The organism is Pedobacter sp. 01N416 (genome assembly GCF_056399685.1).
Genome location: NZ_JBFTRT010000153.1, coordinates 1 through 14,348, shown reverse-complemented (window position 1 = coordinate 14,348; position 14,348 = coordinate 1). Strand labels below are relative to the sequence as shown.

Sequence of the window (14,348 nt, the reverse complement as noted above, 5' to 3'; positions counted from 1 at the left end):
AAGATGGCCAGCTAATGCTTTTATTGTTTCCTGTCTCTGCTTGGTAAGTTTCGCCAGTCCAGTAATTGATCCATTGCCCCTTAGGCAAATATGCCTGCGTACTCAATTCCTTACCAACAAATTGTGCTCGATCGGACTCATCTATTACTGATGGCTTAGCGACTACTAACAACCAATCGCCTAGCATAAATTGATTTTGCATTTGATAGGTATTAGTATCTTGTGGGTATTCGAGTACCATTGCTCTCATCATAGGAATGGCATCCGTATGAGACTGCCATAAGGTAGCGTAAAGATATGGGCTAAGCTTTTGTCTCAAGCTGCTGTAAAACCTTTCGGATCTTTCCACTTCTTCCGGAAAACACCAAGGCTCGCGAAAATAAGCCCAAGCATCCATTACAGGAGCTGGCGTAAGAAAACTATAATGCAGCCCTTTTGGCGAAAAATCCCTCATATCTTCACTAACAACAGAATGTCCTGAGAGCCCTGCATTTAACATTCCAGTTCCAGACAAAAAGTCGCCTCCCCATTGATACGGCCACCTTTGTGAAGCTACCGATGCGTTATAGGCATGAAATTGTATGAATGTTCTCTTTCCCGTATATTTTCTATAATAATTAAACGCTGTATTTGAGAATATAGAATTAGCTATGTTGTTTAATTCGGGATGTTTATATACTCCGCTGGATAAATAATTATCACTGGAAACGGCCGGATCATAAGCTTGGCTTGTAATATCTCTTGGATAAGGATCATCTTGCTTAAAACTCTCCACTCCAAGATCCAGAAGCGAAAGACGTTTGGCATACCAATTGTCTAATACGTTTCGTTCAAGGATATTTTTTGTGGGAGCTGTGCCGCTTTCCCATAAATCAAAGTGGAATCCCGTTTTTTTCAAATCGGCAATCATTTTGGCGGGTTCCGGAAATCTTTCAGCACTCCATATCAATTTATTGCCATAAGGATCATTTTCCCATCCTGGCTCTAATCCGATGATATCAATCGGGATATGATGTTTACGAAATTCACTTGCGATTTGAATTACATTTTTTTGAGACTCCATATACCTGCATCTGTCTTTTCATCATTTCCTTTAAAGACAAAATTAAGGTCCCAAGTATTATTAGAAAAAAAGCCATAATTGTGGGTACTCATAAAAAATGGCACAGTTGCTTCACGCCATCTATAATTTTTTGTCCATTTCAACTTCAACCCACGTGCATCAAATCCTGCTCTCATAAAACCAAATCCGTAAAAATGTTCATCTTCTGCCATTTTAAACATAAGCTTATTGGCTTTTTCAAACTTTGGGTCCCCTTTAATTGTTTCTAGTGACGTCAGAAGATTGCCTTTTGAATCAAACAGTGCGATATTAAATGGTTTCTTATTTATTTTTAACACCATTTTTTTTGTTGAAATTGAGATCAAAGCACCATTATCCCGAAAAGAAAATTCCGAATTAGTGAAATCGTTTTTAACTAATCCTTGATTTATCATAATTGATGGGGCAAAAGCTCCATTAGTTCCGCATTGGAAACGAACTATATCATCTTGTTCAATCGTTATTTTCAATTGTCGGTTATTCGGGCAATGAAGAACAACGGTGTTGTCAATTTTTTTGGATGTAATTACCTTGTCCAAAAAAAATGGAGTTTGGGCATTAACTTGGAAGTGAAAAATATTTATCAGAATGAAAATCTGTATAATTTTTGGGTATTTCATTTTTGTTGCTTTTAGATATAAAAAATAGGCTGTGACATTAAGAGATACCTAAATGGTATCCGCTGGGTGTTGGTAGTAGACATCTTAATTTGTTTTTCGACAAAAAAATTGACGTTAGAAGATTTACTACCTTCTCCTATTTAATAATTTTTCCTTCTATCAGAATTTTACCTATGTAAAGGTTATTCGGTTTGTAGGCTTGAGGATCCTTTGTTATACTTTCTTTATTAGACAAGATTGCACTTTTGTCAAAAGGTTCGCACAAAGACCTCAACACTACCGTATGCTTTTTATTTTCAAGACCATCAATCAAAACATAGTTCATTCTTCTGTAGGTGCAATACCCATCAAAACGATTAACTGTATCTTTAACCGCACCATCTACCTCTACAACAACACGTCCTGCATCAGGTCCCATTATATCGAAGATACCAAAAGCCCGTCCTTTGAAACGGATTGTAATTGTTTCACCTGATTTCTCAGCCTTTCCTATAAACGGAAGAAAATTACTAAACTCAGAAAAAGAAGGATTCTCCTTCGGATCCATCAACTCCCAATTTGAGCTTAACTTTGCATTCTTTATGTCGATCATTTGAGTATCAACATAACAATCTGACATCATTGGCTTTGGAAGCTTGCTTTTGATTAATACACTTGCTTTTGTGGGAATCATTTTCTCAAACGAACGTTTCAGAACATTTTGATAAATAAGATGCCCTGTTTCAGGATAAGGATGAGTGCCATCAGGACTAAATACTTTTACACCGTTCTGTTCCTTTTCGTTAGCTTCCATAATAAGCTGATGATTGTTTATCATCTTTGCTATTTCAAAACCAAAGTTGATACTTGGAATACCGTAACGATTGGCCACCTTCTCCATCTGTAGTGCAGAATTAGGTAACATTCCTTTTTGTTCATCTTCCAATGTATATGTTGAAATAGTGTAAACAAAACAAATATCGGTGTATGGATTTGCCTGCTTAATTTGTCGCACAATTCCTTCCATAGAACGAATGATCCTCGATGATTCTGTTTTCTGATCATTTACTGCAAACTCAACAAATACCAAATCTGGTTTATACTTCAATACCTGTTCCTTGATACGAAATGCCCCAAAGTCAGAACGTGTTCCGTTAATGGCTGCGTTCACCTCTGAAAATGTGGCTTGAGGAAAACGCTCCTTAAACCAATTTAGCGAATGCACACGCCATCCTTCCTGTTTGGTGATACTTCCCCCTAAATAAGCCACTTTTACCGGTCCACCATGCAATGCCTTTGAAAAAAAGTTTGGCAGGCCCGCTCTGACTGAGAACTCATTCCATGTCCTCTTATCTTCTATCCCTTGTGCTCCAGCAAATTCGCTCACTTGCAATAAGCATAGGACTGTTAGTACAATAATTCTTTTCATCCGTATATAATTTGTTTTTTAATGATGATGAAGCCGTCATGAGCAATATTTTTCACAGTTTGTCTATTTTTTAATCGGTGTTCAAGAGCTCGCAAGCTCGGTTCATTTCGCTTCGCGAGTGTCAGCTCACGATGGTTTCATATTAATTTTTTTCTTTACTAATACCTTATATAATCACAGTTCAATTTGTACAACATCGACCAGACTGGTACGCATTGAAGCGGGAAGTTTAACTTGGACCTGCTCATCAGAATAACTGAACTTTAACGATTTGGCTGACCCCAATAACTTCACCTTCTTTGGTTTGCTTGCTGTTTTTAGCGTCAACACGATATCTTTGGCCGGAAGTCTGTCCTTCTCATACATACCATTATCTTTAAATTCGGGAATTGCAAAAAGGTAACGGAAATTGTTATTTGACGTTGCAGGTACCGAAGCTGTTTCACCTGCAGGCAACTGCTTTGTGTTTTTTACTGCTTTTCCATTCGCTTTCATCCAATGTGCTATAACTTTTAAATTCTCATATACAGCCTCCGGCATCGAACCATCAGCTTTAGGGCCAATACTTGGCAAATAATTAACTCCCCAGGCGCGCATGGCAACATATTGCCCCAAAATAAATGCATTGGAACGAAAAGGAAGAGTATTACTGTTATTCCAACTTTCTGTCCAAGTATTACAGAACTCTGCCCAGGTATCACCAGGGTCTTTTGTGGGAGGAGTTCGTTCAAAGGTTATAAAATCGCCTGTACCATGCATGCGGGGATTCATTACAATACCTGGTTGCAAACGTCTTATCTCTTCCTGAGTTAGCACCTTAGAAGGATTATCTATGGCTGCACGGCCGTCAAACCAGAGCAGGTCTATTTTGCCATAGTTCGTGAGCAGTTCCGTTAACTGGCCACGTACCATTGCAGCATAGGCTGCACGGTGTTTGGCAGTTTCTTCGACAGTTGGTTTTGAAGTTCGAGGACTCAGATTTGCGTCCAATTCAGGGAAAGTAGGATTGTGCACTCTTGACTCCTGGAAAAAAAAGTTCTCATAATCCTTGTTAAAATGCCAATCGGGTGGCGAGAAATAAAGCCCAACCTTTAAACCATATTTGCGGCAGGCATTTATAAAAAGTCCCACTAAATCCTTGCCTCCTATAAAGTTTTTAGTGCTAAAATCACCATAAGCACTTGGCCATAGGGCAAATCCCTCGTGGTGCTTGGTGGTCAATACGGCATAGGTAAAACCGGCTTCTTTCGCGGCCTTAATCCATTTTTCAGGATCATAATTTTGAGCATTGAATTCCTTTGCCATCGCCCAGTAGTCATTCGGGGTTATAAAGAAACTTCCACCATTTATTGCTTTGTAATCCCGTTCCTTTACTACCCTTTTAATTTCCAGTGTATCGATTGCCTTCGACCTTAGGCCCCAACCGACTACCATTGGCCAGGATGCACCAATATCTTTTACGGACGATAATCCCCAATGAATAAAAAGTCCTAACCCTGCATCCGGATACCATTGTGCATCAGGATTGCTGGTATGGGTATATGTAGCATTTTTATCTACTATATTTCCAATTTGATCATGCTCCAATTTAACTCGATCGCCCTCTTTTTCTTGTCCAAAAATTTGACATGAAACTATACCCAGTAATAAACAGGTAATAAGCTTTATTCTAATATGTTTATTCATAAATTATTGTTTAGCTGCAGTTATGATTTAATGGTTATAAAAGAGATGTATACCCTATTTGAAAATAACACCTCTTATTTTTAATTTATTTTTGTCATTGTTAAAGTTTTGCCATCGGCACTATTATCTTAACAAAATACATCCCTCAGCAAGTCGGGATACATCAAAATTGGCATCGCTACTTTCCATTTTTTATTCAATACCATTTGCTAAATAGAACTAATACCTTATATATCACTGTTCAATTTGCACAAATCGACCAATTTGGTCGGCAGGATGCTGGAGGATCTTAACATATATAAGTAAGTTTCGTAATTAAGAAACCGTCCAATTCTTTTCATCAATGTCTCCTTTGTTAAGCATTGTATACAAAACAGGGTAACCTAAGGAACCAGTTTATGATTATCGTTAAAACAACTTTGCTGCTATAGTTGATTTTTTGCCGTTAACAGTTATCGTAATGTTTAAATTACCATTTTCATAATCGTTTGCGGCATTTTCCTCCATGCTTATATCCGGAGCGCTGTTTCCATTATATGGAAAAACCACCGAGATAAAACGCTGTGGCTGTTCAGTAATTTTTGGCTTTTCGTACACAAAAGCTGGCCTTGCCAGTTCTTTGCGGTAAGCATAAGATACTTTCCCTTCCTCCTCCTTTAGAGATACTTTGTCTCTGTTCAAATACTGAATCAGCAAATTGTTCCCATCAGGATAATTGGTATAAACTTTATATTTTCCTTTATCAAAAAAAGGGTTAGAATCTTCTTTTAGCTGGAAATGTATGCCTAGGTTACCCCTGGCTTTACCCATCGCCGCATCAATAATCAGAAAATATTTTTTATCGATAAATAATACGCTGCGACGGTGGTTTAAATCAGGATAGCTTGGGTTGGTATAGGTAAGGATATCAATATTTTTCCCGGTCGCCCATTTGTTAAGCTGTGCTTTGGTAATAACCATGTTTGCATTATCGAGGGTAAGAGTGCTGTGTACACGGGTTTGGCGGTAAGCATTTCTAAGTTTAAGGATCGCGGAATCGCCACCGTAGATATAACAACCGGCATCGGGTGTAAAGTTCCTGCCTTTTACCCAAAGCTCGAACGTACCATTATCAGGCTGCGCATGAAACTCTCCCGGCGGACTCGCCTTTAATACCATAACGGTAGATTTTTTGTCCCAGCCGTTTCTAAACGTATAAAACCCAGAAGTGCTTAATCCTTTGGACAAGTAAGAAGGAATCTTTCCCTCTTTTCCATCGGTTGCAAAATACTTTATCACATCATTCTGAGGAAAAATTTTCGACCAATTAGCAAATTGTTTTATCCTGAGATCTTTATCAACCGGAAACGAATCGCCAAACATTGGATTGTTATAATCCGGAAAAGTATAATTGACAGTGGCCATGATCATCCGTTCTATAATCTGGGTATAGCTTTCAGGAAATTCTTTTTCCAAACCTGCCATTTTTGCGGCCTTATAGGCGCTTAAAAATATCTCTATCGCTGCGACATGATAAACAGGAGAAAGTTCGAACTGAACACCATCTGGATAAATCTGTTTTTTGATTTGTGTATTCAATACCCCGATGCCGTCCCTTCTCCAGCCACCGGCGTTTTTTAACTCTGGGAAGAATGCCCCGGCAAATAGTACGCTTTGTGCCGCAAAAAGCAGATGATTGCCATGTTCAGTACTGTAGGGAAGAATATATCCTGCCTGTTGGTTGTAGCTGCTCAAAAACTCCATTAAAAATGCTGGAGAAAAATTGGGCGAGTTAACAAATAAATTAAATGAACTGGGAAGGCCTAAAACTCTTAGTGATACTTCTAATGGCCGCCAGGCAATCCTATCATTTTCTTTACTGTGGCCGAAAGGATTTTTTCTGACCCAATCCCGGAACTGGAACACCCATTCTTTGGCATATTTCTCATCTCCACTACTGCGGTAGGCCAGCCCCATAGATTGCCACCAGGTGACACGATGCAGTTGCCAGCGAATTTCGTCATCTTTTATTGGCCAATATTGCCAGTCAATATCTTTCCCATAATCAAAAAAACCATATCCGCCATGGGGTTTAAATTTGTGGATCAGGGCATTGTCTGCTTTTTCCTGTTCGGCCGCTTCGATAGGTTTTCCAACAAAAGCAGCTCTGTCGGCCACATTAAATTCGGGGTGTTTTACCGTTGATCTTTTCCGGTAATACTCCAGTAACTCTTTCGCGGCCTCATTATATTTTTTGTCCAATACCGCTTGGTGGACTTTTTCAAGCCCCGGATAATTGAGGTTGATTATATCAAAGCTTTCTTTCTCCAGCGGAGTTTCCTGTGCATTAGCAAACCAAAACACCAGCGACAGAAAGGCCATTATACTTATTTTCTTAAACTTCATTATTGTAGGGCATTAAGCGCTGTAACACCATTTTTTTTTAAAATTTGTCGCTTTAGAAACTTCCTTTGCAACATGAAACCCTTTATCCTTTTAAGTCTGAAATAGTTTATTTATAAATTATTTGTTCTTTATAACTTTGCTATAACAGATTGCGAAAAAATGCATTCTCTAGTGGATAAAGGGATTTCGGATATTATATTTAGAATCTACCTTTCACCCGTTCACGGAGGATAGTTTAAAAGCAACACCCGTTATAAATCGGGTGTTGCTACGCTTATTATTGAAAACCTAAATTCAGATCAGTTTCAACACTAGGTATGGCCCAAACAAAACTTTTATCAGTATAAGGCACGGGTGCGGAAATAACGGGAGCTCTATTTCCATTTCCTACATCCACTTTTAAACCTCTTAAATAATCTATCCTATCGCCCTCACAGAACATCTCAATCAGGCGTTCATCGCCAATCATAGCCTCGGTTATGTTTAGTATTGTTACATAGTTGGGAGACGATTCGTATGTCATGCCTGCAACTGTTGCATTCCAGGCACGTTTTCTAACTATATTCAGATCGCTTGCTGCACCAGCTTTATCCCCAGCCTTAAACCTGCAGATGGAACGAGTGAGATACATTTCGGCCAGCCTGATTATCGGATAGTTTGTATTCCAGGCCAAATTGCTACCTACAGGTGCTCCTCTGAAAGCTTTATTGGCAAAAATAGTACTGTATGTAATTTTGGAATCTGTATAAAACCTTTCGGGATATCGATTTGCAGCAGGAACAGAGGTCGGTTCTCTTACAGCCATCAGTTGAGTGAAGCGTTTGTCCCTCAATGCTTCCATTTTAAATGTTACGTTCACATCTATTTTGGGATTATCCTGCCAACCCAATCTCTTGATAACTGTTGGATCCAAGCTGGCCTCAGTCCAGCCATTCACAAAGGGTCCCCTTAAATTGTTGGATTCGCCCATCAAGTGCAATTGCGGAGCGGTTGTCACATCATAGAGAGGCAAGTACATAATCACCTCTTTGCCACGGCTCAGGGTGTTTTTATTAAAAGCCTCAATGGGATCTTCGCTCAAATTATAATCACCGCCATTTTGCTCAATAACAAAGTCGGTATATCCTTTTGCTTTTTCATATTCACCTTTAGCAAAGTGTGTACGGGCCAACATCGCTGCCGTTGCAAATTTATTTGCCCTGCCAGCCTGGTATGACGGATGCATTTTTCCAGAGATATAGCGCTCCGGCAAAAGTGAATATGCTTTTTCAAAATCCGACTGTATCTGCTCCCATATCTCCTTGGTCGTCCCTACCTTACTATTAATGGCCTCAGTGTAACTATGTGCTTTTTTTGTAAGCAATGGAATCCGTTTTGCATCATTGGCACCACCAGGCACATAAGCATCACAATAAACAGTGGCGAGCATATAATAGGCATATCCCCGCAAAAAATAAAGTTCGCCAGTAACCCGGTCCAAATTGTATTTTTTATCGTCCGCATTTATTGTTGGGTATGGATTTCCGCCATTTTTTTCTAAATATTCAAGCGCATCATTCACAGAACCAATTGTACGGTATGCTACAGTAAAAACATTAGGCAAAAATTGTTTTTGATTTTGTGCATCGCGGTAATAACCCCACCCAAAGCCAGAACTAATACAGGCCACATCATCCCCAACGTCATTTTTATACATATTCCATGCGTTGAAGCCGCTGTTATAGTCGCTTGTTAAAAAAAGAGTATTATACGATCCGATTGCAGCTCTGTCAAAATCAGCAAGCGTTGTCCAAGGACTTTCAACCGGTCTTTCTAATTCAAAAAATGCCTCATTTTTACACGCTGTAAACAGCATCAAAACGGCACATATAAGAAATAATATTTTTTTCATCTTTAAATAATTTATATTGACTTAGCGTCAATGGATTTATAAATTTATTAATTGTTTAAAATTTAACCGAAACGCCAAAGCTTGCAGCAAACAATTGTGGTAAATCCCAAGAATTAACATAGCCTTGTCCTTCAGGATCCCATCCTGGGTATTTGGTCAGTGTATAAAGGTTTTCGAAACTGGCATAAAGCCTGATATTTTGAACAGATTCCTTCATTTTTGGTGACAGCGGAAGGGAATAACCCAAGGTTACCGATTTTAGTTTTACAAAATCGCCTTTGTAAAGGTATTGAGAGGTGAGGGCACGTGAGTCACCAAAAGCTTTGGTAACACCGTTTACGTCTTTGTAAGCATTACCTTTCCATAACACACGCATATACTTGGCATCATCCCCTGGATTTTTCCAGTAATTCTCATAAAAATCAACAGGTAACCCGATAGCGTTTCCACTCAAACCTGAGCCGGTTAAATTTCTATGATACAGATCATAAATATAATTGCCACCTGAGAAAGAAATTAAAAAGTTCAAATCGAATCCTTTGTAGTTAAACTGGTTAGAAAGACCTCCGTAGTATTTTGGGATTTCATTTTTGTTTTCCATATGGAAATAGTTAGCACCTACGTTAGGCACATTAGCGTCCAAGAGCACCTCATTCCCATTGGCATCTTTCAGCCTCCTTGTTTCACCTGTTTGGGCATAATAAGCCTTATCAAGAGCATATATTTTAGGTAATCCCGTTTGAGCGTCAAGTCCTGCATAATCAGCAAGGTAATAATCACGTATACCGGTACCTACTTTTGTGATATAAGCTGAACTCACCATTCCTGTCCCTTTTGAATCGATTTGCGGAGTTAGTTTCTTAACCTCGTTATGATTGAATCCTATATTGAATGTTGTTTGCCATCTAAAATCCTTGGTATTGAAATTAACAGAAGTTAAGGAAAGCTCAACCCCATCGTTTACCAAATCACCGATATTATTCCAAAGTATTCCTGAGCTTATTCCTGCTGAAGGCGGTAAAGCTACTGAAAGAAGCAGGTTTTTAACATATTTGTTGTAGTAAGCGAGCGATCCGTTTATACGGTTATTAAAGAAACCAAAATCAACTCCAAGATCAAAACTATTAGTTGTTTCCCAGGTTAGATTAGTTATCCCCAGGGTATTGAGGCGAGTTCCGTTAGTAGCTGTAATATCACTACCACCATACGCCAAAGCGGTGGTATATCCATTCCCATCCAATTTCGAAGGAATATTTGAATTACCCGTTTCACCGTAGCTTCCTCTTATTTTTAGGAAATTTTTTCTTCCAAAATCACCCATAAATGATTCGTCACTAAGAATCCATCCTGCAGAAAATGCCTTAAAAGTACCCCATCTATAATTAGGGGTAAATACTGAAGCTCCATCTCTTCTAAAACTAAATCCTAACAAATATTTGTCTTTGAATTTATAGTTGGCGCGCCCAAAATAACCCAGACGGTAATTTTCATTACCCAATGTGGATGACATAATTGTTTTTTGATTTGGCGTTCCCAATTCCTGATAGCTTCCCACTAAATCTTTTCCTTCCATAGTTCGATACCACCCGGTTGTTTTTTGATTTTCCACACCTCCAACAAGATTTAAATTATGGTCGCCAAATTGTTTATTATAAGTCAAGAAGAAATTAAAATTTGTGGTTTTAATTGTATTCGCATAATCCGACGCATAAGAATATCCATCAGGACGGATAAGGAGTGATTCCCAATGGTTTGAATTGGCCTGCTGAAAATCCAAAGATGCTTCTGTACGAGCTGATAGTCCTTTTACAAAGGGAATATGATATTCTCCATAAACCCCAACCAATGCACGATAAAGATTAAGGTCTGTCAGATTATTTGCCAGGTCGTTTGTTGCAGCCGGGTTACTTCCAGATTTTGGATTTAAATATAAGTTCGGATTGGTCAAACTATAAACAGGTAGCATCGGTGTTGCCATAATTTGACTGAACGATCCGCCACTGTTAGTCTTATTTGATACGCTCAGATTGAGTTTTACACCTGTCTCGAAATTGCTCATTGGCTTGAGATCTACATTCGTCCTTATTCCGTAACGTTCAAGCTGATCATTTTTCATCACCCCCTCATCCTTTCTGTAATTTCCGGATATAAAATATTTGGTATTTTTATCTCCTCCGACCACAGAGAGATTGGCATTACGAAATAATCCAGTTCTCATTAGTTCTTTCTTCCAATCTGTATTGGTAGCCAATACCTGATCTCTGGTAAGTTTCTCCGTGATGTTCGTCATTACTGGGTAGTAGTCCGTTTCCAGGTCATATGGTCCCAAACCATTCGCTGCTTTCGAATTATCCAGGATTTCAAAAAGTTGTTTGGTATTAACAGTTTCAACCTTTTGGAAAGGCAAATCGGAAATTCCTGTACTAGGATCAAAATTTATTGAAATCTTCCCTGCAACTCCAGACTTTGTCGTAATAATAACAACACCATTCGACCCTCTGGAACCATAAATAGAAGTTGCAGCGGCATCTTTTAACACCTCAACTGACTCGATATCTTGTTGATTAACAAGAGACATATCACCTATTACCGGAACACCATCGATGATGTAAAGAGGAGATGTACCAGCACTAATTGAACTTAATCCACGGATTAAGACATTTACAGGAGCACCTAACTTGCCTGATGTTGCTTGAACACTCACTCCTGAGGCCTGTCCCTGTAAAAGTGACAATACATTTGTAGAGTTACCTGTTGTTTTAAAAGCTTCTGCCTTTATCGTAGAAATACTACCAATCACATCTCTTTTTTTCTGTGTACCGTAGCCCACCACAACAACATCATTCAATTTAGCATCGGTTTGCTTTAAGGCAATATTTCCCAGATCCTTGCCGGCCTTTATTTCTGCACTCACATACCCTATAAAAGAAACCTCTAGCAATGCGTCCTCATCAACTCCTTTCAATTGAAAGTTCCCGCCATTATCGGTAATCACAGCCTTTGTAGTACCTTTTACTTTCACAGATGCACCGGGAAGCGGTTTCCCTTCAGCGTCTACAACCCTACCAGAAATGTCAATGACCATATTGACAGCCTGATCAGGCTCAATCAGGATCTTTTTGGATTTTCTGACAATGATTGTTTTATTTTCGATTTCATAAGTCAAAGACTGATTTTCGAAAGACTTTTTCAAAACATCATTTAAAGGTGCTTTGTTGAAATCGAGGTCAATTTTTTTGAAATTTCCGGCCTCAATACCAACCCAGAGCACATTATAGCCAGTTTGCTTGGTAATTACCTTAAAAAGCTGTTCCAGGGAAACATTTTTCTGCTTTATGGTTATTTTCTGTGCAAAACCTGTTGCACTTACCTGCATAATAGTCACTATTAATAAAACGCTCGTCAGTTTCATAGTCAACAGGATTTTTGGCAATAGCCGATTAGGCCAACATACATTATTGGTGTAATTTTTATACATTTGGATTTCTGTTTAGATTAAAAAAGGAATTCAACACTCATTTTCGGTTTAATCAGACATGCTAATCTGGGGCGCTTGCTACGCTCCAGATTTTTTTATATGATTACCGTTTTAGTTTCCGCTAAGGCACATTTCTGGGTTTTCTCATGGTTGGTTAGTTTGAGTTTATATTTGGTTAGTTAACAAGGCTCCTTATAGATAGCGCCTTGAGTTTATTTTTTATTACCGACAATTACCGTTCGGCCCTTAATTGTAAATTGTAGCCCCCCTGTTTTTTCGAATAAAGCCAAAACTTCTGAAACTTTATCGAACTTGGATATGCTTCCTCCTACAGGCAAGCGTTCAAGATTCTGGTCCTGATACTCTACCTCTACATCATACCACCTGGCTATTTTATTCAGGGCGGTCATCAACAGTTCATTTTCAAAAACAAAGCGGCCGTTTTTCCAGGCTACACTACTCTCGGTATCAACCGCATTAACTGTTAAAGTGCCTGTTTTGGCTGACACCCCCTCTTCGCCCGGTTTGAGTAAAACCCTGTGGTTGATCTTTACAGAACCTTCCAGCAAGGTCGTTTTTGTAACCTCTTCATCAGAATAGCTGTTGAGGTTAAAGTGTGTACCCAGTACCTCCACCTCTTGTCGATCCGTTTTCACGATAAAAGGGTGAATTTTATCCTTTGCCACCTCAAAATAAGCTTCTCCACTTAGTTCCACCATGCGTTCACCTGTCCCGCTAAAAGAACTGGGATATTTTAATGATGTAGCCGCATTTAGCCAAACCCTGGTGCCATCAGGTAAACTTACCTGATACTGTTCTCCTTTCGCAGTCGAAAGAGAATTCATTTGATGGCTATCCTGTCCATTTTGAGCTTTTACTTCATAAACCAGCATCCCATCTGCCGCTTTGGTAATTACAACTCCTGCTTCTTTGGCAAGCTCCCCGTTTGCTGCTGCCGACAAAACAATTTTTTTCCCGTTTGCCAGTGTTAAGGTAGCTTTATTGCTCCCAGGTTTAATTTCACTTCGTTTAGCTAAAGCTGAGGGTACCGATAAGGGTTTGGGATTTCTTAAGTGATATACTCCAATTGTAGTGATCAGCAGTATAATCGATGCAGCAGCAATGTATATCCAAAGTGGTCTGATCTTTTTATTTGTATTATTTCCAGGTCTTTCAACAAATTTCAACCGCTGTTTTGCCGAAATCAAAGCCAAGTCCACATCTACAGAATTATAGATCCGGCCTTGATTTTCCAGACTGGCCTCATCAAAAATACTTTCAAATATCTCCTTATGCTCTTGCGAGGCATTGATCCATTGCTCCAATTCCTCCAGCTCACCATCGTTGAGTTCATTAAAAAGATACCCACAGATTAGCGCTGCTATGCGGCTACTGAAATTTACATTTGGAAGTCCCATCGTTAATATATTTGGCTCAATTATCTCTATAACCGGATGCCTATTGAATTTGTCCAAAAGATTTTAATTTTTTTTTAGGAAGCCTGTCAAATGCATATTTCATATCACTTTTCAGATGTTTTTTTGGGTAAAAAACACGAGAGCAACCTTTGAGGAGGGCTTGTTATCCGCCAGGCCCGGCACGCTGGGTAGATTTACATATTATGAATATGGATTTGCTTTTTAGAATATTTGCCTGGCATGCTTAAAAGGAGCTTAATGCCGGACTCCTGTAAATAGAATAACCGCAATAAGCAGGTATTCGCTATTGGGCAATTTTTGCCTTAATAAATTAAGCCCCCTCATCTTTTGGCTGTTTAC

Annotated in this window: 8 protein-coding genes; all 8 read right to left on the bottom strand. The window is 39.0% G+C overall.

Annotated features, from left to right (window positions below; all coding sequences use genetic code 11):
- Nucleotides 1-1,063: TIM-barrel domain-containing protein (locus AC1DND_RS10470; protein ID WP_477581428.1), on the bottom strand; the 1,063-nt coding region annotated here is incomplete at its 3' end.
- A complete protein-coding gene (locus AC1DND_RS10465; RefSeq protein ID WP_477581427.1) occupies nt 1,042-1,722 on the bottom strand; it encodes a hypothetical protein in 681 nt (226 codons plus the stop codon). The genes AC1DND_RS10465 and AC1DND_RS10470, both read right to left, overlap by 22 nt.
- Before the next feature lie 136 nt (nt 1,723-1,858).
- Nucleotides 1,859-3,130: an SGNH/GDSL hydrolase family protein gene (locus AC1DND_RS10460; RefSeq protein WP_477581425.1), complete on the bottom strand. Its 1,272-nt coding sequence runs from the start codon at nt 3,128-3,130 to the stop codon at nt 1,859-1,861.
- A gap of 174 nt (nt 3,131-3,304) precedes the next feature.
- A complete protein-coding gene (locus tag AC1DND_RS10455) occupies nt 3,305-4,816 on the bottom strand; it encodes an alpha-L-fucosidase (RefSeq protein ID WP_477581423.1) in 1,512 nt (503 codons plus the stop codon).
- Between the two features lie 408 nt (nt 4,817-5,224).
- Nucleotides 5,225-7,201 (bottom strand): heparin-sulfate lyase HepC, encoded by a 1,977-nt coding sequence (gene hepC, locus AC1DND_RS10450; protein WP_477581421.1) that lies wholly within the window; start codon nt 7,199-7,201, stop codon nt 5,225-5,227.
- A gap of 277 nt (nt 7,202-7,478) precedes the next feature.
- Nucleotides 7,479-9,092 carry a RagB/SusD family nutrient uptake outer membrane protein gene (locus AC1DND_RS10445; protein ID WP_477581419.1) on the bottom strand — a complete coding sequence of 538 codons (1,614 nt, stop codon included), beginning with the start codon at nt 9,090-9,092 and terminating at the stop codon, nt 7,479-7,481.
- 55 nt (nt 9,093-9,147) lie between these two features.
- Complete coding sequence (locus AC1DND_RS10440; RefSeq protein ID WP_477581418.1) at nt 9,148-12,504, bottom strand: TonB-dependent receptor; 3,357 nt, start codon at nt 12,502-12,504, stop codon at nt 9,148-9,150.
- A gap of 278 nt (nt 12,505-12,782) precedes the next feature.
- The gene (locus AC1DND_RS10435; protein ID WP_477581416.1) at nt 12,783-14,045 is read right to left on the bottom strand and encodes a FecR family protein; all 1,263 of its coding nucleotides are present in this window, start codon (nt 14,043-14,045) and stop codon (nt 12,783-12,785) included.
- Nucleotides 14,046-14,348: the final 303 nt, after the last annotated feature.